Genomic DNA, 22,981 nt, shown 5'->3' on the forward strand with positions numbered 1-22,981 from the left:
CATGCTGTGAGCGGGCTTGCCCGCTCACTGCAGACCCGCATCAGTTCTTGCGGAAGACGAAGACCAGACCGACGATGATCAAGCCCATGCCCAACACGCTCAACAACGCGAGCGTGTTGCCGAAGATCAGGTAGTCCATGACCGCCGTCACCGCCGGCACCAGGTAAAACAGACTGGTGACATTCACCAGGTTGCCCCGGGCGATCAGGCGATACAGCAACAGCGTCGCCAACAACGACACCACCAACCCCATCCACAGCACCGGCAAGTAAAAGCCGGCCTCGTGTTCATAGTGGAATGGCTGGAACGGTACAAACGCCGCGCACAGCAACAAGCCCGCCAGGTACTGCACCGGCAACGTGCCCAGAGGGTTGTCGGTGATGCGCTTTTGCATGATCGAGCCAAACGTCATGCTCGCCAGCGCCAGCAGCCCGAACAGCATCCCCGCCAGCGACATGCCGGACAAGCCAATACCTTGGTAGACCACCATGATCAGCCCCGCCAACCCCAGGCCCAGGCCGAACATCCGGCTGAATGAACGTTGACGTTCTATCAGCACCACGGTGAGGATCGGCTGCACCCCCATGAGGGTTGCCATCACGCCCGGGGTGACTTTGAGGTCCAGCGCCAGCAGATAGAAAATCTGGTACGCGCCCAGCAGCACCAGCCCGGTTGCCACCGCGTACCACAGCGGCTTGCCGGGACGCGGCAGTTTCAGTTTGAGAACAGGGATCAGCAGTATCAGCCCCAGCAGGGCAATGGCAAAACGGATCAACAGAAAGGCAAAGGGCGATGAATGGGCCAAGCCCAACTTGGAGAAAATCGCTCCGCTGCTCCACAGCAGCACAAACAGGCTCGTCGAGGCCGCCGCGGCCACGGATTGTTTCGAAAGAACAGACATGATTACCACCTGTAATCAGGCAAAAAAGCCGACTCAGCAAAGGCTGAAGTTCATTGGTTTTTTTCAGGCGGGCAGAGGGGAACAGCGATCGGCTGATCAGCCCGCGATGCCAACACCCGGCGGTGATACGACTGCGTACACCGGCGTGCTGCTGACAGGTGGAGGGTAATGACTGATCTGCACAGGCTGTTTGTTCCCGCACGGCACGACCACAGCGTTGACCGCTGAATCGACTACCGCTGTGCGTGGGGAAGCTGGCATGTGCTGATCTTTTGAAGGGATAAAGACGCACCGACTATAACCAGCCGCAAACACATTTTGCAATCACCTCGTCGGCGCTTTTGTGTGGAGGAGTTTTCATGCCTGCCAAGACTGGCGACCGTTATAATGCGCCCGGTTTTTTTCAAGGATTTCCCATGATCACTCTGCCCTGGCTGTACCTGGCGCTTCTTTCCATCGGCTACGTACTGGCCCTGGCCTACGGGCAACTGGGCCTGCTGGCGGTCGTCTCGGTCGCCCTGCTGCTGATCGCCGGATACGCCGTGCGCCAGCAACGCACCCCTTGGGCACGCTACCTCGGCCACGGTCTGTTCATAGTGCTGGCCCTGGGCCTGGCCATGCATTGGCTGCCGGGTTTCTACAATGGACGCGGCATCGCCCCGCAGCGGTTCACCGCCGATGCAGTCCCCTTCTCGATGTACCTGAACCAGGACAAACCCCTGATCGGCTTCTGGCTATTGCTGGCCTGCCCATGGATCGTGGCGCGGCGTTCGCTGCGCCTGTCGATCTGCGTCACCGCCCTGGCCCTGGTCCTGACCGCGGTCGCCGCGCTGGGTGGAGCCGCGTTGCTGGGGATCATCAGTTGGGCGCCGAAGTGGCCTGAACAGGCGTGGCTGTGGGTACTCAACAACCTGCTGCTGGTGACCCTGGTGGAGGAAGCGCTGTTCCGGGGCTACATCCAGAGTGGCCTGAGCCGACGCTTCAAGCACCTGCCCTACGGCGAAAATCTCGCGCTGTTGCTGGCCTCGCTATTGTTCGGCCTGGTGCACCTGGGCGCGGACTGGCAGTGGGTGCTGTTGGCGTCCATCGCCGGCGCCGGTTATGGCCTGGCCTATCGATTTGGTGGCTTGGGCGCCGCAATCGGCACGCATTTTGGCTTGAATCTGCTTCACTTCGGGTTGTTTACCTATCCGATGCTGGCGGGCTGATTGTTGCAAAAATAAGTTAAATAAAAGCCTGCGGCGGTCGATAACCCCTGAAAGCCTTGCGGATTGAACAATCATGCGTAATAACCAACCCGTTACACAGCGCGAACGTACCTTCCCCGCTCAGCAACGGTTGATCTCCACCACAGATGCCAAAGGAGTCATCACCTACTGCAACGACGCTTTCGTCGAAATCAGTGGGTTCTCCCGCGACGAACTGCTCCGCGCCCCGCACAACCTGGTGCGTCACCCGGATGTTCCGGCTGCGGTGTTCGGGCATATGTGGTCAACGCTCAAACAAGGCTTGCCATGGATGGGCATTGTCAAGAACCGCTGCAAGACCGGCGACCATTACTGGGTTAACGCCTATGTAACGCCGATCTTCGATGGCAACCAGGTAATCGGCTACGAATCGGTGCGCGTCAAACCCACCGCCGAGCAGATCCGCCGGGCCGAAGCGCTCTACCAACGCATCAACCAGGGCAAGTCCGCCGTGCCTCAGCGGGACAAATGGCTGCCGGTGCTACAGGACTGGCTGCCATTTATCCTGATCAGCCAGTTGAGCTTCATGATCGGTGCGTCGCTCAACTCCCACTGGGGCTTTGCCCTGGCGGCAGGGCTGTCGGTGCCACTCGGCCTGCTGGGCCTGAGCTGGCAACAGCGCGGCCTCAAGCGCCTGATGCGCCTGGCCGAGCAGACCACGTCCGACCCGTTGATCGCGCAGATGTACACCGACAGCCGCGGCTCACAGGCGCGGTTGGAGATGTCGATCCTCAGCCAGGAAGCACGCCTGAAGACCTGCCTCACACGCCTGCAGGACACCGCCGAACACCTCAACGCCCAGGCCGCCCAGTCCAATACGCTGGCGCATAACAGCTCCAGCGGCCTGGAACGCCAACGCGTGGAAACCGAGCAGGTAGCCACCGCCGTCAACCAGATGGCGGCGACCACCCAGGAAGTGGCCAGCCATGTACAGCGCACTGCCGACGCCACCCAGGAAGCCAATCGCCTGACCGGCCGTGGTCGCGACATCGCCGGGGAAACCCGCGAGGCGATTCAGCGCCTGTCCGTCGCGGTGGGTGAAACCGGCGTGACCGTCACCCAACTGGCCAAGGACAGCGATGAGATCGGCGGCGTGGTCGATGTGATCAAAGGCATCGCCGACCAGACCAACCTGCTGGCACTCAACGCCGCCATCGAAGCGGCCCGTGCCGGCGAGATGGGCCGTGGTTTTGCGGTAGTGGCCGACGAAGTACGCCAGTTGGCCCAACGTACCGCAGAGTCCACCGGGCAGATCCACACCTTGATCGCCAAGTTGCAGCAGACCGCCAGCGCCGCGGTACAAACCATGGACGCCGGGCATCGCCAGGCCGAAGAGGGTGTTGCACGGGTGATGGAGGCGGATCAGGCGCTGGTAGGTATCAGCGAAGCGGTGGCCCATATCACCGACATGACGACCCAGATCGCTGCCGCCACCGAGGAGCAAAGCTCGGTGGCCGAAGAGATCAGCCGCAACATCAGCACCATTGCGCTGTTGGCGGACCAGACCTCGGAGCAGGCGCTGAACTCGGCGCAGTTGAGTGAAGAGCTGACCCATACCGCCAATACCCAGTATTCGCTGGTAGAGCGCTTTAACCGGTAGATCGCTATCACTGTAGGAGCGAGCTTGCTCGCGAAAAACTCAAGATCGCCGCTGAGTATCAGATACCAGCGTTATCGTTGACGACTTTTCGCGAGCAAGCTCGGTCCTACAGACCGTCGAGAAACCTGGCGACTTGCACCGCCGCAGCCTCCAGATGCTGCGCATGAGTGAACCCGGAAGCCTTCAACGGCTTCAAATCATGATCCCCCGCCACCAGCCACATCACCTCGATGCTCGGCGATAACGCATACCCCTCGACCGCATCCCGATTGCCCAGCGCATCGCGCTCGCCCTGCACAATCAAGGTCGCGGTCTGCAACCCCGCCAGGTGCTCGACCCGTGGTTTTTCCGGCTTGCCCACCGCATAGAACGGATAACCCAGGCACACCAGCCCGTCTGCCTGCAACTCATCGGCCAACAAACTGGCCATGCGTCCGCCCATGGACTTGCCTCCAATCGCCAGTTTCCCAGCGACATGGCGTCGCACCTCGACATACACCTCACGCCACGCCTGCAGCAGTTTCGGTGCCGGGTTCGGTGGGCGCTTGCCGCCGTCCACCCGGCGCTGGGCCATGTAGGGAAACTCAAAGCGCAACACGTTCACGCCATGCCCGGCAAGGCGTGCAGCCATGTCGCTCATGAACGACGAGTCCATCGGTGCACCGGCGCCGTGGGCCAGGATCAGGGTCACAGGCTCACGCGCGGTAGCCCCTTTCGCGGCATCCCACAACCAGCCGCGCTCCTGTACGCAGTGCGCCCATTGATCCCCGTCAATACTGGCCTTGTGCTCTTTGCCCATGCTTGCCTCGCTTTTTAGTCTGCCTATAACTCCAGCCCAAGTGCCGCATTGGCTTGGGTTGAACCGTGGATGGGGAACCATGAACACTACTTTAAGTACCGCCTATAACTACAAGGTGGTCCGCCAATTCGCCATTATGACGGTGGTGTGGGGCATCGTCGGCATGGGGCTCGGGGTTTTTCTCGCCGCCCAATTGGTCTGGCCTGCACTCAACTTCGATTTGCCCTGGACCAGCTTCGGTCGCTTGCGCCCACTGCACACCAACGCGGTGATCTTCGCCTTCGGCGGCTGCGCACTGTTCGCCAGCTCCTTTTACTCGGTACAACGCACCTGCCAGACGCAGCTGTTCGCACCGAAAATCGCCGCATTCTGCTTCTGGGGCTGGCAACTGGTAATTGTGCTGGCAGCCATCAGCCTGCCGCTGGGCTACACCACCTCCAAGGAATACGCCGAGCTGGAATGGCCGATCGCCATTTTGATTGCCATCGTCTGGGTCGCCTACGGCATCGTGTTCTTCGGCACGGTGATGAAGCGCAAGACCAAGCACATCTACGTCGGCAACTGGTTCTTCGGCGCTTTCATCATCACCGTGGCCATCCTGCACATCGTCAACCATGCCTCGCTGCCGGTGAGCTGGACCAAGTCCTACTCGGCTTACGGCGGCGCGACAGATGCCATGGTGCAATGGTGGTACGGGCACAACGCGGTGGGCTTTTTCCTGACCGCGGGTTTCCTCGGGATGATGTACTACTTCGTCCCCAAGCAGGCCGAACGCCCGGTGTACTCCTATCGCTTGTCCATCGTGCACTTCTGGGCACTGATCACCCTGTATATCTGGGCCGGCCCTCACCACCTGCACTACACCGCGCTGCCGGACTGGGCGCAGTCCCTGGGCATGGTGATGTCGCTGGTGCTGCTGGCACCGAGCTGGGGCGGCATGATCAACGGCATGATGACCCTCTCGGGTGCCTGGCATAAGTTGCGCAGCGACCCGATTCTGCGCTTCCTGGTGGTCTCCCTGGCGTTCTACGGCATGTCGACCTTCGAAGGTCCGATGATGGCCATCAAGACCGTCAACGCCCTCTCCCACTACACCGACTGGACCATCGGCCACGTACACGCCGGCGCCCTCGGTTGGGTGGCAATGATCTCCATCGGCGCGTTGTACCACATGATCCCGAAAGTCTTCGGCCGCGAGCAGATGTACAGCCTCGGCCTGATCAATGCGCACTTCTGGCTGGCCACCATCGGCACCGTGCTCTACATCGCCTCGATGTGGGTCAACGGCATCGCCCAGGGCCTGATGTGGCGTGCAGTCAACGAAGACGGCACCTTGACCTACTCCTTCGTCGAGACCCTGGTCGCCAGCCACCCTGGCTTCATCGTGCGGCTGGTAGGCGGTGCGGTGTTCCTCAGCGGCATGTTGCTGATGGCTTACAACACATGGCGCACCGTGCGTTCGGCGCCCGCTGTCGAAGCCGCCGAACCTGCCACCGCCGCGCAGATGGCCTGAGGAGTCAGTGATGAAACACGAAACGATTGAAAAGAACGTCGGCCTGCTGATGCTGCTGATGGTGTTCGCCGTGAGCATCGGCGGCCTGACCCAGATCGTCCCGCTGTTCTTCCAGGACGTGACCAACAAGCCGGTCGAAGGCATGAAGCCCTATACCGCGCTGCAACTGGAAGGCCGCGACATCTACATTCGCGAAGGCTGCGTACAGTGCCACTCGCAGATGATCCGCCCGTTCCGCGCCGAGACCGAGCGCTACGGTCACTACTCGGTGGCCGGTGAGAGCGTGTGGGACCATCCGTTCCTGTGGGGCTCCAAACGCACCGGGCCGGACCTGGCCCGCGTCGGTGCGCGCTACTCGGACGACTGGCACCGCGCGCATTTGTACAACCCGCGCAACGTGGTGCCGGAGTCGAAAATGCCGGCCTATCCGTGGCTGGTCACCGCCCCCGTGGACAGCAGCCACACCGAAACCAAGTTGAAAGTGATGCGCACCCTCGGCGTGCCATACACCGACGACGACATCAGTGGCGCCGTCGCGAGCCTCAAGGGCAGGACCGAGATGGACGCGCTGGTTTCGTACCTGCAGGTGCTCGGCACTGCCATCAAGAGCAAGAGGTGAGCCATGGGATTTGAATTCGATGCGGGCACCATCCGCGGCCTCGGCACACTGGTGGTCGCCATCGCCTTTATCGGCTTGTCGCTGTGGGTGTTCAACAACCGGCGCAATGCGGAATTCGAGCAGGCACGCCTGCTGCCGTTCGCCGATGAACCTTCTCCATCCGACGCTCAAGAAGAGCCTGCAACAAGGAGCACTCGGCCATGACCACCTTTTGGAGTACATGGATCTGCGTACTGACCCTCGGCAGCCTGATCGGCCTGACCTGGCTGTTGATCGGCACCCGCAAGGGCGAGACCAAGGGCAGTGTCGACCAGACGATGGGCCACGCCTTCGATGGCATCGAGGAATACGACAACCCGCTGCCCCAGTGGTGGTTCATGCTGTTCGCCGGCACCCTGGTGTTTGCCGTCGGCTACCTGATCCTCTACCCGGGCCTGGGCAACTGGAAAGGCGTTTTGCCAGGCTATGAAGACGGCTGGACGTCAGCCAAGGAATGGGACAAGGAGATAGCCAAGGCTGACACCAAGTTCGGGCCGATCTTCGCCAAATTCGCGGCGATGCCCGTGGAAGAGGTCGCCAAAGACCCGCAAGCGCTGAAAATGGGCGGCCGCCTGTTCGCATCCAACTGCGCGGTGTGCCACGGCTCGGATGCCAAGGGCGCCTATGGCTTCCCGAACCTGGCGGACAACATCTGGCGCTGGGGCGGTTCAGCCGAGGCGATCAAGACCACGATCTTGAACGGTCGCCACGCGGCGATGCCGGCCTGGGGTGAGATATTGGGCGAAGACGGTGTGAAAAACGTCGCCGCCTATGTGCGTCACGACCTGGCCAAGCTGCCATTGCCGGCCGACAGCACTGCCGACCTGGCCGCCGGCCAAGCGGCATTCAACACCACGTGCGTGGCTTGCCACGGCCCGCAAGGCCACGGCATGGAAGCCATGGGCGCGCCGAACCTGACCGAGCCCGCCGGGTTTATCTACGGCACCAGCCTGGCGCAACTGCAGCAGACCATCCGCCACGGCCGCCAAGGCCAGATGCCGGCACAGGACGTATTGCAAGGTAATGACAAGGTGCATCTGCTGGCAGCCTATGTGTATAGCTTGTCTCACACTACTGATGGCGCAACGCCAAACGGCCAAACGGAGTAACCCCTGACTGCCGCCCCGGCCTGGGGCGGCAGCTTTACCTGTGGCGAGGGAGCTTGCTCCCGTGCGTCAGCGAAGCGGGAGCCGGCTTTTTTGGAGCTGCTTCGCAGCCCAGCGGGAGCAAGCTCCCTCGCCACAACAACAACAATTTCCCTCGTCACAGGTTCATCGTCATTCTTGACCGAGCCACGCGACCAAGTGTCACACCCTTCCACACACCAACTTTCCCCTCCTGCCATTCGGGTCTACGCTTGCTTGCACAGCGGACTGATCCTGGCGTACGCAACGGGTACCGTCGCGACCCTGAAATTTTCTTGTCCACTCGATCAGCTTTCCAATTCGGATTTTGTCCTTACGCAAAACATGGAAAGGGCGCAGAATCTGGCGTGGAACGCATTGATACAGGTCAGTCATTGCGTTGCAATGACCCCTCGCTTTCTACATACTTGCGGCCGATTTTACCTATAAAAAAACCTAAACCGTGGAACCTTAGAATGAGCACAGCAATCAGTCCGACTGCTTATAACTATAAGGTAGTCCGCCAGTTCGCCATCATGACGGTGGTCTGGGGGATCCTTGGCATGGGGCTCGGGGTGTTCATCGCCTCGCAACTGGTTTGGCCGCAATTGAATTTCGGCTTGCCATGGACGACCTTCGGCCGTCTGCGCCCGCTGCACACCAACCTGGTGATTTTCGCCTTCGGCGGATGTGCATTGTTTGCCACCTCCTACTATGTCGTGCAGCGAACCTGCCAGACGCGACTGATCTCCGACGGCCTCGCCGCGTTCACCTTCTGGGGCTGGCAAGCCGTGATCCTCGGCGCCATCATCACCCTGCCCCTGGGCTACACCACCACCAAGGAATACGCCGAGCTGGAATGGCCGATCGCCATTTTGCTCGCGATTGTGTGGGTGACCTACGCCGTGGTGTTTTTCGGCACCATCGTCAAGCGCAAGACCAAGCACATCTACGTGGGTAACTGGTTTTACGGCGCGTTCATCCTGGTGACGGCGATGCTGCACATCGTCAACCACGCGTCCTTGCCGGTGAGCTGGTTCAAATCCTATTCGGCCTATGCCGGGGCGACGGACGCGATGATCCAGTGGTGGTACGGCCACAATGCCGTGGGCTTCTTCCTCACCACCGGCTTCCTGGGGATGATGTACTACTTCGTGCCCAAGCAGGCTGAACGGCCGATCTACTCCTATCGCCTGTCCATCGTGCACTTCTGGGCACTGATCACCCTGTACATCTGGGCCGGCCCGCACCACCTGCACTACACCGCGCTGCCGGACTGGGCGCAGTCGCTGGGTATGGCGATGTCGATCATCCTGCTGGCCCCCAGCTGGGGCGGCATGATCAACGGCATGATGACCCTGTCGGGCGCCTGGCATAAATTGCGCACCGACCCGATTCTGCGCTTCCTGGTGGTCTCCCTGGCGTTCTACGGCATGTCGACCTTCGAAGGTCCGATGATGGCCATCAAGACCGTCAACTCGCTGTCCCACTACACCGACTGGACCATCGGCCACGTACACGCCGGCGCCCTGGGCTGGGTAGCGATGATCTCCATCGGCGCGCTTTACCACATGATCCCCAAACTGTTCGGCCGTGCGCAGATGCACAGCGTCGGGCTGATCAATGCGCACTTCTGGCTGGCCACCATCGGCACCGTGCTCTACATCGCCTCGATGTGGGTCAACGGTATTACCCAGGGCTTGATGTGGCGTGCGATCAACGATGACGGCACCCTCACCTACTCCTTCGTCGAAGCGCTGCAAGCCAGCCATCCGGGCTACATCGTCCGCGCCCTGGGCGGAGCGTTCTTTGCCAGCGGCATGTTCCTCATGGCCTACAACGTCTGGCGCACCGTGCGTGCCGCCGACCCTGCAGAAGCCGAAGCCGCCGCCAAGATCGCCGTTGTGGGAGCCCACTGATGAAGCATGAAGTAGTCGAGAAGAATATCGGCCTGCTGGCCTTCTTCATGGTCATCGCCGTGAGCATCGGCGGCCTGACCCAGATCGTTCCGCTGTTCTTCCAGGACGTGACCAACAAGCCGGTCGAAGGCATGAAGCCGCGCACCGCCCTTGAACTGGAAGGCCGCGACGTCTACATCGCCAACGGTTGTGTCGGCTGCCACTCGCAGATGATCCGTCCGTTCCGTGCCGAAACCGAACGCTACGGCCATTACTCGGTCGCCGGCGAAAGCGTATGGGACCACCCGTTCCTGTGGGGTTCCAAGCGTACCGGCCCGGACCTGGCCCGTGTCGGCGGTCGTTACTCCGATGACTGGCAGCGCGCGCATTTGTACAACCCGCGCAACGTGGTGCCTGAGTCGAAAATGCCGGCGTATCCGTTCCTCGTGGAAAACAAGCTCGACGGCAAGGACACCGCGAAGAAGATGGAAGTCTTGCGCACCCTGGGCGTGCCCTACACCGACGAAGACATCGCCGGTGCCGCCGCCGCCGTGAAAGGCAAGACCGAAATGGACGCATTGGTGGCCTACCTGCAGGGCCTTGGCACCATCATCAAAAGCAAACGGTGATCTTCATGGATATCGGGATGATTCGTGGCCTGGGCACCGTTGTGGTGATGGTGGCCTTTGTCGGCCTGGCGTTGTGGGTGTTCAGCCCCAAGCGCAAGTCGGAGTTTGAAGACGCGACCTTGCTGCCCTTTGCGGATGATCCCGAAGCCATCAAGCACGTCGAGCAAGCTTCTAGGAGTAACAAAGAATGACTACGTTCTGGAGTCTGTACGTCACAGTCCTCAGTCTGGGTACCATCTTCGCCCTGACCTGGCTGCTGCTGTCCACCCGCCGGGGCCAGCGCGCCGAGCAGACCGACGAGACCGTCGGCCACTCGTTCGACGGCATCGAGGAATATGACAACCCGCTGCCGAAATGGTGGTTCATGTTGTTTGTCGGCACCATCATCTTCGCCCTCGGCTACCTCGCGCTCTACCCTGGCCTGGGCAATTGGAAGGGCCTGCTGCCGGGCTACAACTACCTCGACACTGACAAGCAAACCCCGTTCGCCAACGGCCAGACCGGCTGGACCGGCGTGCACGAATGGGAAAAGGAAATGGCCAAGTCGGACGCCAAGTTCGGGCCGATCTTCGCCAAGTTCGCCGCGATGCCGATTGAAGAAGTGGCCAAGGACCCGCAGGCCTTGAAGATGGGGGGCCGACTGTTTGCCTCCAACTGCTCGGTGTGCCACGGTTCCGACGCCAAGGGCGCCTACGGGTTTCCCAACCTGACCGACGCCGACTGGCGCTGGGGGGGCGAACCGGCCACCATCAAGGAAACCATCATGAAAGGCCGCCATGCGGTGATGCCGGCCTGGGCCGAAGTCATCGGCGAACAAGGCGTGGCCGACGTGGCAGGCTTTGTGGTGACCAACCTCGACGGCCGCAAATTGCCGGAAGGTGCCAAGGCCGACGTGGCCAACGGCGCGAAACTTTTCGCTGCCAACTGCGTGGCCTGCCATGGTCCTGCCGGCAAAGGCACCCCAGCGATGGGCGCACCCGACCTGACTCACCCGGGCGCATTCATCTACGGTTCCAGCTTCGCCCAACTGCAGCAGACCATCCGTTATGGCCGCCAGGGCCAGATGCCAGCGCAGGAGTTGCTGCAAGGCAATGACAAGGTGCACTTGTTGGCGGCGTATGTTTACAGCTTGTCCCATGGGGATAAAGAGGCAGGCGCGGAATAAGCCTGCCGTATGAAAAAGCCCCACGCAGTCACGCTGCGCGGGGCTTTTATACGGCACCTTGGTCAAGCAGGCACGATGTAGTTTCCCTGCCCCGGAGTGTTGGGCCCCGGATACGGGCGCGGCAAAGGTACAGTCGGACCGTGTGCTTGCTTAAGCACAATGTTGAGGTTTTCCCAGTCGTACTTATCATCCAACCGCCGATACGGATCTCGATCAGCCAATACCCTGAGAACGTCGTGGTTCAGGAAGTCTCGGGCGATTTGCTGGAGTGCAGGCGGAACGTCTCGGCGGCCGGCCCGTGGGTAGGCGATGTGCTTCAGCGACTCCAGGGTGATATACCCTTTGTCGCCAGGGTCTTCCAAGGCCGAAAAATGCTTGATCATCGCCTCGATGAGTTTTCTGTCCGCCAGGCTGGGCCGGTAAAACCCAAACCCAGGGCCGACAGGCGCAGGCAGTCGAACACCTACATGTGGATTCAAACCACTGTTTCCAATTTGCATCGCATCTTCTCCTTGATGGAACACCCGTCACTTGGCGGGCGTCCCAATGAGTGCCATGTCACGACACTCAGTTCCTGATAAACAAACAACGAAACATACTTGGCCGATTACATTACAAGCACATTCAAATAGATAATTAACGCCTTTCCCAACGCAACGTTATTTCGGATTCGGCAAACTATAAATCTCCAGCACCGTCAGCAGGTTTTTCACTTCGTACTTATCATTCGGCCCGTCATTCCACCCTTGATCGGCCAGCGCCCTGAGCTCATCACGCTGCAGAAAATCCCGCACCACGTTCCGCAGGGCGAAATCGCGCGTGCGCCGCCCAGCCGCTGGGTAGGCAAAATCCATCAGGGAGTCGAGCGTGATCAGCCCTCTTTGATTGCGATCCTCCAACGCGCCAAAGTTGAAGAGCATCTCCTGGATCAAATGCACATCGCTGGTGCTCGGACGGTATGGGCGGTTCACCCAATCCGGCATGATGTCCACCGACCGTTGGCCGGGTTGGTTACGCATCGGTGCAGGTACAACAGGTCTTTCAATTCGCATGTCGTCTTCCTTGAGTAATAGCACCCTCCTTGGGGAGGGAACCTCAGTGAGTACCGCACCGTAGCCACCGGTTCCCTCTGGCAAAACAGCGAAACACAATCCAACGCGAGGAGACGAATGACCGCTAAAACGCAAAAACCGTCCATACTTCAAAAGTCAATTGACCCAGGTCACGTACACCATCAATTGATTTCCCCCAACGCGACCAAAGGTCGCACCCTTTGCACAGGACCACAGGCGTATCATTACGCCACTGCAAAAGCCTATTCTTGACCCCGGTTGGCACGTACTGGCCGAGGCAATCTCTACCGCCGTGGGATGCAATGATGAGCAACCAGATACCGGTACACGACGTTACCCCGCCTGCCAAAAACGCCAGCAACACTGTCGATCTCTACGCCTCGCGAGAGAAAATCTATACCCGCGCCTTCACAGGGCTGTTTCGCAATTTGCGCATGCTCGGCGGTGCCGGTCTGTTCCTGCTGTATTTCGGCACGGTGTGGTTGAACTGGGGCGGGCATCAGGCGGTGTGGTGGAACTTGCCGGAGCGCAAGTTCTTCATTTTCGGCGCAACGTTCTGGCCCCAGGATTTCATCCTGCTCTCGGGCATCTTGATCGTGGCGGCGTTCGGCCTGTTTTTTATCACGGTGTACGCCGGTCGCGTGTGGTGCGGTTATACCTGCCCGCAAAGTGTGTGGACCTGGATCTTCATGTGGTGCGAAAAGGTCACCGAAGGCGACCGCAACCAACGCATCAAACTCGATAAAGCGCCCATGGGCGCCAACAAATTCCTGCGTAAATTCAGCAAGCACAGCCTGTGGCTGTTGATCGGTTTCGTTACCGGCATGACGTTTGTCGGCTACTTCTCGCCGATACGCGAATTGGTGTTCGACTTCTTCACCGGCCAGGCCGATGGCTGGTCGTATTTCTGGGTGGGTTTCTTCACCCTCGCCACCTATGGCAATGCCGGCTGGCTGCGCGAACAGGTGTGCATCTACATGTGTCCGTACGCTCGCTTCCAGAGCGTGATGTTCGACAAAGACACCCTGATCGTCTCCTACGACCCACGCCGTGGCGAAGTCCGTGGACCGCGTAAAAAAGGCACCGACTACCAGGCTCAGGGCCTGGGCGATTGCATCGACTGCACGATGTGCGTGCAGGTGTGCCCTACCGGGATCGATATCCGCGACGGCCTGCAGATCGAATGCATTGGCTGCGCCGCCTGTATCGACGCCTGCGACAACATCATGGACAAGATGGAATACCCACGTGGCCTGATCAGCTACACCACCGAGCACAACCTGTCCGGGCAGAAGACTCACAAGCTGCGCCCACGGTTGATCGGCTACGCGCTGGTGCTGCTGGCGATGATCAGCCTGCTGGTCACGGCCTTTTTCATGCGCTCGCTGGTGGGCTTCGATGTCAGCAAAGACCGCGTGCTCTATCGCGAAAATGCCGAAGGTCGCATCGAAAACGTCTACAGCCTGAAGATCATGAACAAGGACCAGCGCGACCACACTTATGTGCTCGACGCAGCCGGCCTGCCGGACCTCAAGCTGCAGGGCCGCCGCGAGATCAAAGTCGCCGCCGGGGATATCTTCAGCATGCCGGTGGAACTGTCCAGCGCCCCCGAGCAACTGCCCTCGAGCACCAACGAGGTGACATTCATCCTCAAGGATGCCGACGACGACAGCGTTCACGTTGAAGCCAAGAGCCGATTCATTGGCCCCCAGGTCCGATAAACAAAAAAAACCGTTAAAAGAGAGCGCCACAATGCCCGCAGCAACTGCCGCAAGCCCTTGGTACAAGCACCTCTGGCCCTGGATCATCATTGGCATCCTGGCCTGCTCGGTGACCTTGACCCTGTCCATGGTGACTATCGCGGTGAACAACCCCGACAACCTGGTCAACGACAACTATTACGAGGCCGGCAAAGGCATCAACCGTTCGCTGGATCGTGAACAACTGGCCCAGACCCTGCAACTGCGCGCATCGGTGCACCTGGACGAGTTGACCGGCGAAGTCGACCTGCGCCTGACCGGCAACAGCAACCCGAACACCCTGGAACTGAACCTGATTTCGCCGACCCAGCCTGAGAAGGATCGCAAGATCATCCTGACCCGTAGCGACAGCGAACCCGGCCGCTACATCGGCCAGGTGACGGACAAGGTCGACGGCCGGCGCTTCGTGGAATTGCTCGGCGTAGAAGGCGACAAGACCTGGCGCATGTTCGAAGAAGAGCAGGTCAGCCACGACAAGGACTTGCTGCTGGGTGACGAGCCGCTGCAAGGTGCTGAAGACCAGTGACACCTTGATGTCAGCGGAACCCGCCATGACCAGCCCCATCCCCTGCTACCACTGCGCCCTGCCCGTCCCGGCCGGCAGCCGGTTTACCGCCAGAATCCTCGGTGAACGCCGGGAACTGTGCTGCCCGGGCTGCCAGGCGGTGGCCGAAGCCATCGTCGCCGGTGGGCTGGAAAGCTACTACCAACACCGCAGCGAGGCCTCGGCCAACCCCGAGGCGCTGCCGGTGCAATTAGTCGACGAATTGGCACTGTATGACCGCGCCGACGTGCAAAAACCCTTTGTACGCCACGAGGGCGAACTGGCGGAAGCCACCTTGTTGATGGAAGGCATCAGTTGCGCCGCGTGTGGCTGGCTGATCGAAAAACACCTGCGCAGCCTGCCCGCCGTGGCCGAGGCGCGGCTGAACCTGTCCAACCATCGCTTGCAGGTACGCTGGGCCGATGCGCAGTTGCCGTTGAGTCAGTTGCTCAGTGAGCTGCGCCATATCGGCTATGCCGCCCACCCCTACCAGGCGGACCGCGCGGCCGAACAATTGGCCAGCGAGAACCGCCTGGCCCTGCGCCAGTTGGGCGTAGCCGGCTTGCTATGGTTCCAGGCGATGATGGCAACCATGGCGACCTGGCCGGAATTCAATATCGACTTGAGCCCGGAACTGCATGTGATCCTGCGCTGGGTGGCGATGTTTCTCACAACCCCTATCGTCTTCTACAGCTGCGCGCCGTTTTTCAAGGGCGCCCTGCGCGATTTGCGTACACGTCACCTGACCATGGATGTGTCGGTGTCCCTGGCGATTGGCGGTGCCTACCTGGCGGGCATCTGGACGGCGATTACCGGTACCGGCGAACTGTATTTCGATGCGGTAGGCATGTTCGCGCTGTTCCTGTTGGCCGGTCGGTACCTGGAGCGCCGCGCTCGCGAGCGTACCGCCGCCGCCACCGCGCAGTTGGTCAACCTGTTGCCCGCCTCGTGCCTGCGCTTGAAAAACGACGGTCAGAGCGAGCGTATCCTGCTCAGCGAGTTGGCACTGGGTGACCGGGTACTTGTGCGGCCAGGCGCCGTACTGCCTGCAGACGGAGTGATTCTCGACGGTCAATCCAGCATCGATGAGTCGTTGCTGACCGGCGAATACCTGCCGCAATCGCGCTTTACCGGCGACACCGTCACCGCCGGCACGCTTAACGTCGAAGGTGCACTGACCGTCGAGGTGCGCGCCTTGGGCCACGAGACCCGTCTGTCCGCCATCGTGCGCCTGCTGGAACGCGCCCAGGCCGAGAAACCCCGCCTGGCGCAAATCGCCGACCGCGCGGCGCAGTGGTTCCTGTTGTGCTCGCTGATCGCCGCCCTGCTGATCGGCCTGGTCTGGTGGCAACTGGAGCCCACCCGGGCGTTCTGGATCGTCCTGGCGATGTTGGTGGCGACCTGCCCGTGCGCGCTGTCCCTGGCTACCCCGACCGCCCTCACCGCCGCCACCGGCACCCTGCACAAACTCGGGCTGTTGCTGACCCGCGGCCATGTACTGGAAGGTTTGAACCAGATTGACACGGTGATTTTCGACAAGACCGGCACCCTCACGGAAGGCCGCCTGGCATTACGTGCCATTCGCCCTCTGGGCACGCTGAACAGCGATGACTGCCTGAGCCTCGCCGCCGCCCTGGAAAACCGCTCCGAACATCCCATAGCCCGTGCCTTCGGGCGCGCGCCGCAGGCCGCTGAAGAAGTGCTCAGCGCGCCAGGACTCGGGCTGGAGGGCCGCGTGGGGGAACGCCGGTTGCGCATCGGCCACCCCGCCTTTGTCTGCGAGCTGAGTGGCTGCCTGCCGCCCGATTCGCCGGATGAAGCCGGGCAATGGCTGCTGCTGGGCGACAGCCACGGCGCCCTTGCCTGGTTTGTGCTGGATGACCGCTTGCGCAGCGATGCGCCGTCACTGCTGGCTGCGTGCAAGGCCCGTGGCTGGCGCACGCTGTTGCTGTCCGGCGACAGTTCGCCAATGGTCGCCAGCGTCGCCGCTGACCTGGGCATCGACGAAGCCCACGGCGGCCTGCGCCCGGATGACAAGCTGCTGGTGCTGCAACGCTTGCACCAGGAAGGCCGTAAAGTGCTGATGCTGGGCGATGGCGTCAACGATGTGCCGGTGCTTGCCGCCGCCGATATCAGCGTGGCCATGGGTTCGGCCACGGACCTGGCGAAAACCAGCGCCGACGCGGTGCTGCTGTCCAATCGTCTTGACGCTCTGGTGCAAGCCTTTACCCTGGCGCGGCGCACCCGTCGGGTAATCATTGAGAACCTGCTGTGGGCCGGGCTGTACAATGGCCTTATGCTGCCGTTTGCCGCCCTGGGTTGGATCACCCCGATCTGGGCCGCGATCGGCATGTCCCTCAGTTCGTTGACCGTGGTGCTCAATGCTCTGCGCCTGACTCGCCTGCCGAGTGCGCAGTCCGCCGGCGCCCCTTTGGTAACCCGCCCGCTGCCGGTTTGAGGCGTGCGGGCATGGAGTGCAGATGCCAGCTCTATACGTGATGATCCCGGCGGCGCTGCTATTAGTGGGCGTAGCCATTTACATCTTCTTCTGGGCCGTGGACAGCGGCCAGTACGAAGACCTCGACGGCCCGGCCCACAGCGTGCTGTTTGACGATCAGGACCCGAATCACCTGGCCGCCGTCGACGAAGCGAACGGCCCGGAACAACCGCCCAAAGCCCCACCCCATGATGCTTGAACTGGCCCCCCTGGCGGTCTCGGCGCTGATCCTCGGCGTGCTCGGCGGCGGCCATTGCCTGGGCATGTGCGGCGGGCTGATGGGCGCACTGACCCTGGCGATCCCCAAGGAGCAATGCGGCCGCAGGTTCCGCCTGCTGCTGGCCTACAACCTGGGGCGCATCCTCAGCTACGCAACGGCCGGACTGTTGATCGGCCTCGCCGGCTGGGCGGTGGCCAACAGCCCGGCGGCGATGTTCATGCGCGTTCTCGCCGGGCTGCTGCTGATCAGCATGGGCCTGTACCTGGCCGGCTGGTGGAGCGGCCTGACCCGTATCGAAAGCCTCGGTCGCGGCCTGTGGCGCTACATCCAGCCCGTCGCCACCCGTTTGCTGCCGGTCTCCAGCCTGCCCCGCGCGTTGCTGCTGGGCGCACTCTGGGGCTGGTTGCCCTGTGGGTTGGTCTACAGCACCCTGCTGTGGGCGGCGAGCCAGGGTAATGCGCTGGACAGTGCGCTGCTGATGCTGGCGTTTGGCCTGGGCACCTGGCCGGTACTGCTGGCGACCGGCCTGGCAGCCGAACGCGTCACCGCCTTGCTGCGCAAACGCAGCGTGCGCGTGGCCGGCGGCGTATGGGTGATGGTGTTTGGCATCTGGACGTTACCCGGCCCGCATCAGCACTGGCTAATGGGTCATTAAAAGGCCATGTGGCATAGCGCCGCTCCCTGTTGATGCAAATCAAGATGCCACCAGCGGCGCGCCCCTAGACTCGGCCCACTAGCCTATCCGGGGGACCGCCCGCATGCTCGACGCCATTCGTTGGGACACAGATCTGATTCACCGCTACGACTTGGCGGGGCCACGCTACACGTCCTATCCCACCGCCGTGCAATTCGACAGCCAGGTCGGCACCTTCGACCTGCTGCACGCCCTGCGCGACAGCCGCAAAGCCGTGCGCCCTTTGTCGCTGTATGTGCACGTGCCGTTCTGCGCGAACATTTGCTATTACTGCGCGTGTAACAAGGTGATCACCAAGGACCGCGGCCGCGCCCAAGCCTACCTGCAACGCCTGGAGCAGGAAATCCAACTGGTGGCCTGTCACCTTGATCCGAAGCAGCCGGTGGAACAGTTGCACCTCGGCGGTGGCACCCCGACCTTTCTCAGCCACGACGAACTGCGCCAGGTGATGACACACCTGCGCCAGCACTTCAATTTGCTCGGCGACGACTCGGGCGACTACGGCATCGAGATCGACCCCCGCGAAGCCGATTGGGCCACCATGGGCCTGTTGCGTGAACTGGGTTTCAACCGCGTGAGCATCGGCCTGCAAGACCTCGACCCCGAGGTGCAACGGGCGGTCAACCGCCTGCAAAGCCTGGAAGAAACCCGCGCGGTGATCGACGCAGCGCGCACCTTGCAGTTTCGCTCAATCAACATCGATTTGATCTACGGCTTGCCCAAGCAAACGCCGTTGAACTTCGCGCGCACAGTGGAAGAAGTGATCAGCCTGCAACCGGATCGCCTGTCGGTATTCAACTATGCGCACCTGCCAGAGCGCTTCATGCCGCAGCGGCGAATCCACACCGAGGATCTGCCGTCCCCGGCGGCAAAACTGCTGATGCTGCAAACCACCATCGAGCAGTTGACCCAAGCCGGCTACCGTTACATCGGCATGGACCACTTCGCCCTGCCGGATGACGAATTGGCTATCGCTCAGGAAGAAGGCACGTTGCAGCGCAATTTCCAGGGCTATACCACCCACGGCCATTGCGACTTGATCGGGCTGGGTGTCTCGGCGATCAGCCAGATCGGCGACCTGTATTGCCAGAACAGCAGCGATCTCAACCAGTACCAGAACGCTCTGGCCGGTGCGCAATTGGCTACCAGCCGTGGCTTGGTGTGCACAACGGACGATCGGTTACGGCGGGAGGTGATTCAGCAGTTGATCTGCAATTTCAGCCTGGGATTCGAGCAGATCGAACAGGCGTTCAACATTGATTTCCGAGGCTATTTCGACGACTTGTGGCCACAGCTGCAGACAATGGCGGCAGACGGTCTGATCGAACTGGACGCACAGGGCATCCGCGTACTACCGGCCGGGCGCTTGCTGGTGCGCTCGGTGTGCATGGTGTTCGATGCCTATCTGGAGCACCAGAACAGGCAACGATTTTCACGGGTGATCTGAGCGCAGTTATCGCGAAGCCAGGCTCATGGCTTCCAATTGAGACGCCGGTGGCGCGTCTTTCAGCGCTTTGGCCAAAGCGTTTTGAGCGGTGGTAAAGCTGGCCTGCAATGCCGACACAGCGCTCTGCAGGTTAGCCAACTTGGCCATGCGCGCCTCGGGCGTCATAGAGGTGTCGGCCATGACCGCTGCCAGTTCGGCCATTTTTTCGGCCAGTTGCTTTTTGAGTTCACGGATCATTTTCAGCAACTGCTTGACGTTATCGCTCAGGTTACTGTTGTCGATATCGCTGTTCTCGCCATCGGCTTTGGAGGCGCCCATGCCTGCACCGGAAATGGTCACTTTGACGCCTTCAGTGGCTTTGGGTGGCACTGACGATGCAGTCTGGGTGGCGTCGTTGTCCTTGTCCTTTTCCTTTACGACATCAGAAGGTTTCAAGATCGCAACAACCGGTACGTTGATCGTTGGGCTCTGGAGGGTGCTGACTGACATGATCTGAGCTCCAGCTCATAGGGAATACATCCATGTATCGGCATCGATACAGAGAGCTTTATATCACTGCTGCTTTTTTGTACGTGCTGGCCTGATCTACCCTCGGTGCGTTACCCTTACGTCTTATGTGTGATTTCCCACAAGGATTTAAGAAATGTCCGAGCCAGTTAAACTGCGCGCTCACAGCCAGGCTCATTGCAAGGATTGCAGCCTGGCTCCCCTCTGCCTGCCACTTTCATTGAATCTGGAAGACATGGATGCGCTGGACGACATCGTTAAACGCGGCCGGCCGCTGAAAAAGGGCGAGTTCCTGTTTCGCCAGGGAGACAAGTTTGACTCCGTCTATGCAGTACGTTCGGGTGCCTTGAAAACGTTCAGCCTGAGCGACAGCGGCGAAGAACAAATCACCGGTTTCCACCTGCCCAGCGAATTGGTCGGGTTGTCCGGCATGGACACCGAGATTCACCCGGTGTCGGCCCAGGCTCTGGAGACTACGTCGGTGTGCGAAATCCCCTTCGAGCGCCTGGATGAATTGGCCCTGCAACTGCCGCAGCTGCGCCGCCAATTGATGCGCGTGATGAGCCGCGAGATTCGCGACGATCAACAGATGATGCTGTTGTTGTCGAAAAAAACCGCAGACGAGCGCATCGCTACATTCCTGGTCAACCTGTCGGCACGCTTCCGTGCCCGTGGCTTCTCGGCCAACCAGTTCCGACTGAGCATGTCGCGCAATGAAATCGGCAATTACCTGGGCCTGGCGGTGGAAACCGTTTCCCGGGTGTTTACCCGCTTCCAGCAGAACGAGCTGATCGCCGCCGAAGGCAAGGAAGTGCATATCCTTGACCCGATCCAGTTGTGCTCGCTGGCCGGGGGTTCGCTGGACAGTTGATCCAGCCACCTGCGGCCGCGCCATTCGGCAAGGCCGCAGGTATACTTCGAGTCCGTTTTCCGCTCCCAGGACTCTTCGACGATGACCTTCGATTCGTTCGACATCAAATCCCTGATCCGCCCTGTCATCGATTTCCCCAAGCCTGGGGTGATCTTTCGTGACATTACCCCGCTGTTCCAATCGCCCCGCGCCCTGCGCCTGGTAGCCGACAGCTTTGCCCATCGCTACGTGGAGGCCGACTTCACCCATATCGGCGCGATGGATGCCCGGGGCTTTCTGATCGGCTCGATCATCGCCTACCAGTTGAACAAGCCGCTGATCCTGTTCCGCAAGCAAGGCAAACTGCCTGCCGACGTGCTGGCCGAGGGTTATCAGACCGAGTACGGCGAAGCCTTCCTGGAAGTGCACGCCGACAGTTTGTGCGAAGGCGATTCAGTGCTGATGTTCGATGACCTGATCGCCACCGGTGGCACCCTGATCGCGGCTGCCAACCTGGTACGTCGAATGGGCGCGAAAATCTTCGAAGCTGCGGCGATCATCGATCTTCCGGAGCTGGGTGGTTCACAGCGCCTGGAAGATATGGGAGTTCCAACGTTTTGCCTGACCCAGTTTGCATTGACCGAGCGGTGATCAAAGCCCCATCTGCTTGCTGATGATTTCATTCATCACTTCGCGCGTCCCCCCACCGATGGACAGGATGCGGTTGTCGCGGTACAGCCGCTCCACCAGGCTGCCACGCATATAACCCTGGCCACCGAGGATCTGCACGGCGTCATAAGTGACGCGGTCAGCCGTGTCGGTGGCGAGGTTCTTGGCCATGGAAATCTCCTTGATCACGCTCTTGCCGGCGGCCATCTTGGCCGCCTGGCGATAGGTGAACTCCCGGGACACTTCCACTGCAGTGGCCATTTCCGCCAAACGGTGCTTGAGCACCTGAAACTTGCCGATGGGCTTGCCGAATGCTTCGCGCTGGGTGGCCCATTTGAGGCTTTCCTCGAGCGCCAGTTGCGCGGTCATGTTGGCCATCAGCGCCAGGGCCAGGCGCTCGCTCTGGAAGTTGCCCATGATGCAGGCGAACCCCATATTTTCGGCGCCGATCAGGTTGCCCACGGGCACCCGGCAATCGTCGAAGAACAACTCAGCCGTATCCGACGCCCACCAGCCCATTTTCTTCAGGGGCTGACCGACCGTGAAACCCGGGGTGCCTTTTTCGATGAGCAACAGGCTGATGCCGCCAAAGCCCGGCCCCCCGGTGCGTACGGCCACCGTGTAGAAGTCGGCGCGGATGCCACTGGTGATGAAGGTTTTGCTACCGCTGACGCGGTAATGTTCGCCCTCACGGACCGCACGGGTTTGCAGATTGGCCACATCAGAGCCGCCGCTAGGCTCGGTCACGGCCAAGGCGATGATCTTTTCACCGGCCAACACCGGCGGTACCACACGGTCGCGCACCTCGGACCTTGCCCATTTGACGACGGGTGGCAAGCCGATATCCAGCGAACCCAAGCCCGCCACCACACCGCCAGACCCGCAGCGCATCAGTTCCTCACTGGCAGCCACCTTGGCGAACAGGTCGCCCTCATGACTACCACCAAGCGCTTCGGGATAACCGATGCCCAGAATCCCTGCGGCGCCTGCCTTGAGGTACAGCTCACGGGGAAAGCTTTCGGTCTCTTCCCATTGCTCGACGCCCGGCAATAGCTCGCGCTCGACAAAACGGCGCACGCTATCGCGGACCAATTGGTGGCTGGGATCGAAGTAGTCCTGATAGGCAGACATCGGCAAACTCCACGGTGAGGTGGAGCAAACTTACCAAGCGCTTGCTTGGTTATCA

At 60.9% G+C, this 22,981-nt stretch carries 24 protein-coding genes; 18 read left to right on the top strand and 6 right to left on the bottom strand.

The window, feature by feature from the left end:
* Positions 1 to 40 precede the first annotated feature (40 nt).
* Positions 41 to 901, bottom strand: a complete 861-nt coding sequence (locus tag M5B97_RS09260; RefSeq protein ID WP_248731323.1) for a DMT family transporter — start codon at positions 899 to 901, stop codon at positions 41 to 43.
* 416 nt (positions 902 to 1,317) lie between these two features.
* Here M5B97_RS09260 and M5B97_RS09265 point away from each other — a divergent pair, with 416 nt between their 5' ends.
* Both M5B97_RS09265 and M5B97_RS09270 read left to right on the top strand, forming a co-directional pair.
* Positions 1,318 to 2,109 (top strand): CPBP family intramembrane glutamic endopeptidase, encoded by a 792-nt coding sequence (locus M5B97_RS09265; RefSeq protein WP_248731324.1) that lies wholly within the window; start codon positions 1,318 to 1,320, stop codon positions 2,107 to 2,109.
* 73 nt (positions 2,110 to 2,182) lie between these two features.
* The gene (locus M5B97_RS09270) at positions 2,183 to 3,748 is read left to right on the top strand and encodes a PAS domain-containing methyl-accepting chemotaxis protein (protein ID WP_123715471.1); all 1,566 of its coding nucleotides are present in this window, start codon (positions 2,183 to 2,185) and stop codon (positions 3,746 to 3,748) included.
* 106 nt (positions 3,749 to 3,854) lie between these two features.
* Here M5B97_RS09270 and M5B97_RS09275 read toward each other — a convergent pair whose 3' ends face one another.
* The gene (locus M5B97_RS09275; protein WP_123715470.1) at positions 3,855 to 4,547 is read right to left on the bottom strand and encodes an alpha/beta family hydrolase; all 693 of its coding nucleotides are present in this window, start codon (positions 4,545 to 4,547) and stop codon (positions 3,855 to 3,857) included.
* A 79-nt stretch (positions 4,548 to 4,626) separates the two neighbouring features.
* On the opposite strand from M5B97_RS09275, the gene ccoN (M5B97_RS09280) reads away from it, so the two are divergent.
* The 8 genes from ccoN (M5B97_RS09280) (at position 4,627) to ccoP (M5B97_RS09315) (ending at position 11,534) form a co-directional block, all read left to right on the top strand.
* Positions 4,627 to 6,060, top strand: coding sequence for a cytochrome-c oxidase, cbb3-type subunit I (gene ccoN / locus M5B97_RS09280; protein WP_248731325.1), 1,434 nt, complete (start codon positions 4,627 to 4,629; stop codon positions 6,058 to 6,060).
* A 10-nt stretch (positions 6,061 to 6,070) separates the two neighbouring features.
* Entirely contained in the window at positions 6,071 to 6,679 is a 609-nt protein-coding gene (ccoO, locus tag M5B97_RS09285; RefSeq protein WP_123715468.1) for a cytochrome-c oxidase, cbb3-type subunit II, read from the top strand.
* Between the two features lie 3 nt (positions 6,680 to 6,682).
* Complete coding sequence (locus tag M5B97_RS09290) at positions 6,683 to 6,883, top strand: cbb3-type cytochrome c oxidase subunit 3 (protein ID WP_071483007.1); 201 nt, start codon at positions 6,683 to 6,685, stop codon at positions 6,881 to 6,883.
* Complete coding sequence (gene ccoP, locus M5B97_RS09295) at positions 6,880 to 7,827, top strand: cytochrome-c oxidase, cbb3-type subunit III (RefSeq protein WP_123715467.1); 948 nt, start codon at positions 6,880 to 6,882, stop codon at positions 7,825 to 7,827. Before M5B97_RS09290 ends, ccoP (M5B97_RS09295) begins: the two co-directional genes overlap by 4 nt.
* A gap of 491 nt (positions 7,828 to 8,318) precedes the next feature.
* Positions 8,319 to 9,761 carry a cytochrome-c oxidase, cbb3-type subunit I gene (gene ccoN / locus M5B97_RS09300; RefSeq protein WP_134656964.1) on the top strand — a complete coding sequence of 481 codons (1,443 nt, stop codon included), beginning with the start codon at positions 8,319 to 8,321 and terminating at the stop codon, positions 9,759 to 9,761.
* A complete protein-coding gene (gene ccoO, locus M5B97_RS09305; protein WP_003193167.1) occupies positions 9,761 to 10,369 on the top strand; it encodes a cytochrome-c oxidase, cbb3-type subunit II in 609 nt (202 codons plus the stop codon). The genes ccoN (M5B97_RS09300) and ccoO (M5B97_RS09305) overlap by 1 nt, the downstream gene beginning before the upstream one ends.
* Positions 10,370 to 10,374: 5 nt before the next feature.
* Complete coding sequence (locus M5B97_RS09310) at positions 10,375 to 10,560, top strand: CcoQ/FixQ family Cbb3-type cytochrome c oxidase assembly chaperone (RefSeq protein WP_032831505.1); 186 nt, start codon at positions 10,375 to 10,377, stop codon at positions 10,558 to 10,560.
* Positions 10,557 to 11,534, top strand: a complete 978-nt coding sequence (gene ccoP / locus M5B97_RS09315; protein ID WP_248731326.1) for a cytochrome-c oxidase, cbb3-type subunit III — start codon at positions 10,557 to 10,559, stop codon at positions 11,532 to 11,534. The genes M5B97_RS09310 and ccoP (M5B97_RS09315) overlap by 4 nt, the downstream gene beginning before the upstream one ends.
* Positions 11,535 to 11,596: 62 nt before the next feature.
* Here ccoP (M5B97_RS09315) and M5B97_RS09320 read toward each other — a convergent pair whose 3' ends face one another.
* Together M5B97_RS09320 and M5B97_RS09325 are read right to left on the bottom strand one after the other, a co-directional pair.
* Positions 11,597 to 12,034: a hypothetical protein gene (locus M5B97_RS09320; protein WP_248731327.1), complete on the bottom strand. Its 438-nt coding sequence runs from the start codon at positions 12,032 to 12,034 to the stop codon at positions 11,597 to 11,599.
* A gap of 159 nt (positions 12,035 to 12,193) precedes the next feature.
* Positions 12,194 to 12,586 (bottom strand): hypothetical protein, encoded by a 393-nt coding sequence (locus M5B97_RS09325; RefSeq protein ID WP_148046859.1) that lies wholly within the window; start codon positions 12,584 to 12,586, stop codon positions 12,194 to 12,196.
* 326 nt (positions 12,587 to 12,912) lie between these two features.
* Here M5B97_RS09325 and ccoG point away from each other — a divergent pair, with 326 nt between their 5' ends.
* The 6 genes from ccoG to hemN all read left to right on the top strand — a co-directional run bounded on the left by ccoG (position 12,913) and on the right by hemN (position 19,769).
* Positions 12,913 to 14,328, top strand: coding sequence for a cytochrome c oxidase accessory protein CcoG (gene ccoG, locus M5B97_RS09330; RefSeq protein ID WP_248731328.1), 1,416 nt, complete (start codon positions 12,913 to 12,915; stop codon positions 14,326 to 14,328).
* Between the two features lie 31 nt (positions 14,329 to 14,359).
* Positions 14,360 to 14,893 carry a FixH family protein gene (locus M5B97_RS09335; protein WP_248731329.1) on the top strand — a complete coding sequence of 178 codons (534 nt, stop codon included), beginning with the start codon at positions 14,360 to 14,362 and terminating at the stop codon, positions 14,891 to 14,893.
* A 25-nt stretch (positions 14,894 to 14,918) separates the two neighbouring features.
* Positions 14,919 to 17,369 carry a heavy metal translocating P-type ATPase gene (locus M5B97_RS09340; protein ID WP_248731330.1) on the top strand — a complete coding sequence of 817 codons (2,451 nt, stop codon included), beginning with the start codon at positions 14,919 to 14,921 and terminating at the stop codon, positions 17,367 to 17,369.
* Between the two features lie 22 nt (positions 17,370 to 17,391).
* Complete coding sequence (ccoS, locus tag M5B97_RS09345; protein WP_123715461.1) at positions 17,392 to 17,607, top strand: cbb3-type cytochrome oxidase assembly protein CcoS; 216 nt, start codon at positions 17,392 to 17,394, stop codon at positions 17,605 to 17,607.
* Positions 17,600 to 18,283 carry a sulfite exporter TauE/SafE family protein gene (locus tag M5B97_RS09350; protein ID WP_248731392.1) on the top strand — a complete coding sequence of 228 codons (684 nt, stop codon included), beginning with the start codon at positions 17,600 to 17,602 and terminating at the stop codon, positions 18,281 to 18,283. Before ccoS ends, M5B97_RS09350 begins: the two co-directional genes overlap by 8 nt.
* 103 nt (positions 18,284 to 18,386) lie before the next feature.
* Positions 18,387 to 19,769 carry an oxygen-independent coproporphyrinogen III oxidase gene (gene hemN, locus M5B97_RS09355; protein WP_134656970.1) on the top strand — a complete coding sequence of 461 codons (1,383 nt, stop codon included), beginning with the start codon at positions 18,387 to 18,389 and terminating at the stop codon, positions 19,767 to 19,769.
* A gap of 6 nt (positions 19,770 to 19,775) precedes the next feature.
* Here the strand turns inward: hemN and M5B97_RS09360 are convergent, their stop codons facing one another.
* Complete coding sequence (locus M5B97_RS09360) at positions 19,776 to 20,258, bottom strand: hypothetical protein (RefSeq protein WP_123715458.1); 483 nt, start codon at positions 20,256 to 20,258, stop codon at positions 19,776 to 19,778.
* Between the two features lie 154 nt (positions 20,259 to 20,412).
* Here M5B97_RS09360 and fnr point away from each other — a divergent pair, with 154 nt between their 5' ends.
* Together fnr and M5B97_RS09370 are read left to right on the top strand one after the other, a co-directional pair.
* Entirely contained in the window at positions 20,413 to 21,147 is a 735-nt protein-coding gene (fnr, locus tag M5B97_RS09365) for a fumarate/nitrate reduction transcriptional regulator Fnr (RefSeq protein ID WP_123715457.1), read from the top strand.
* An 81-nt stretch (positions 21,148 to 21,228) separates the two neighbouring features.
* A complete protein-coding gene (locus M5B97_RS09370) occupies positions 21,229 to 21,777 on the top strand; it encodes an adenine phosphoribosyltransferase (RefSeq protein WP_248731331.1) in 549 nt (182 codons plus the stop codon).
* Here M5B97_RS09370 and M5B97_RS09375 read toward each other — a convergent pair whose 3' ends face one another.
* A complete protein-coding gene (locus M5B97_RS09375) occupies positions 21,778 to 22,926 on the bottom strand; it encodes an acyl-CoA dehydrogenase family protein (RefSeq protein ID WP_248731332.1) in 1,149 nt (382 codons plus the stop codon). It lies immediately after the preceding gene.
* Positions 22,927 to 22,981 lie beyond the last annotated feature (55 nt).

The organism is Pseudomonas sp. MWU13-2517, from assembly GCF_023242545.1.
In the GTDB taxonomy this organism is placed as follows: Bacteria; Pseudomonadota; Gammaproteobacteria; order Pseudomonadales; family Pseudomonadaceae; genus Aquipseudomonas.

Coding starts and splice junctions, on each gene's coding strand:
- M5B97_RS09260 (WP_248731323.1), bottom strand. CDS start 901: ATGTCTGTTCTTTCGAAACAATCCGTGGCCGCGGCGGCCTCGACGAGC.
- M5B97_RS09265 (WP_248731324.1), top strand. CDS start 1,318: ATGATCACTCTGCCCTGGCTGTACCTGGCGCTTCTTTCCATCGGCTAC.
- M5B97_RS09270 (WP_123715471.1), top strand. CDS start 2,183: ATGCGTAATAACCAACCCGTTACACAGCGCGAACGTACCTTCCCCGCT.
- M5B97_RS09275 (WP_123715470.1), bottom strand. CDS start 4,547: ATGGGCAAAGAGCACAAGGCCAGTATTGACGGGGATCAATGGGCGCAC.
- ccoN (WP_248731325.1), top strand. CDS start 4,627: ATGAACACTACTTTAAGTACCGCCTATAACTACAAGGTGGTCCGCCAA.
- ccoO (WP_123715468.1), top strand. CDS start 6,071: ATGAAACACGAAACGATTGAAAAGAACGTCGGCCTGCTGATGCTGCTG.
- M5B97_RS09290 (WP_071483007.1), top strand. CDS start 6,683: ATGGGATTTGAATTCGATGCGGGCACCATCCGCGGCCTCGGCACACTG.
- ccoP (WP_123715467.1), top strand. CDS start 6,880: ATGACCACCTTTTGGAGTACATGGATCTGCGTACTGACCCTCGGCAGC.
- ccoN (WP_134656964.1), top strand. CDS start 8,319: ATGAGCACAGCAATCAGTCCGACTGCTTATAACTATAAGGTAGTCCGC.
- ccoO (WP_003193167.1), top strand. CDS start 9,761: ATGAAGCATGAAGTAGTCGAGAAGAATATCGGCCTGCTGGCCTTCTTC.
- M5B97_RS09310 (WP_032831505.1), top strand. CDS start 10,375: ATGGATATCGGGATGATTCGTGGCCTGGGCACCGTTGTGGTGATGGTG.
- ccoP (WP_248731326.1), top strand. CDS start 10,557: ATGACTACGTTCTGGAGTCTGTACGTCACAGTCCTCAGTCTGGGTACC.
- M5B97_RS09320 (WP_248731327.1), bottom strand. CDS start 12,034: ATGCAAATTGGAAACAGTGGTTTGAATCCACATGTAGGTGTTCGACTG.
- M5B97_RS09325 (WP_148046859.1), bottom strand. CDS start 12,586: ATGCGAATTGAAAGACCTGTTGTACCTGCACCGATGCGTAACCAACCC.
- ccoG (WP_248731328.1), top strand. CDS start 12,913: ATGAGCAACCAGATACCGGTACACGACGTTACCCCGCCTGCCAAAAAC.
- M5B97_RS09335 (WP_248731329.1), top strand. CDS start 14,360: ATGCCCGCAGCAACTGCCGCAAGCCCTTGGTACAAGCACCTCTGGCCC.
- M5B97_RS09340 (WP_248731330.1), top strand. CDS start 14,919: ATGACCAGCCCCATCCCCTGCTACCACTGCGCCCTGCCCGTCCCGGCC.
- ccoS (WP_123715461.1), top strand. CDS start 17,392: ATGCCAGCTCTATACGTGATGATCCCGGCGGCGCTGCTATTAGTGGGC.
- M5B97_RS09350 (WP_248731392.1), top strand. CDS start 17,600: ATGCTTGAACTGGCCCCCCTGGCGGTCTCGGCGCTGATCCTCGGCGTG.
- hemN (WP_134656970.1), top strand. CDS start 18,387: ATGCTCGACGCCATTCGTTGGGACACAGATCTGATTCACCGCTACGAC.
- M5B97_RS09360 (WP_123715458.1), bottom strand. CDS start 20,258: ATGTCAGTCAGCACCCTCCAGAGCCCAACGATCAACGTACCGGTTGTT.
- fnr (WP_123715457.1), top strand. CDS start 20,413: ATGTCCGAGCCAGTTAAACTGCGCGCTCACAGCCAGGCTCATTGCAAG.
- M5B97_RS09370 (WP_248731331.1), top strand. CDS start 21,229: ATGACCTTCGATTCGTTCGACATCAAATCCCTGATCCGCCCTGTCATC.
- M5B97_RS09375 (WP_248731332.1), bottom strand. CDS start 22,926: ATGTCTGCCTATCAGGACTACTTCGATCCCAGCCACCAATTGGTCCGC.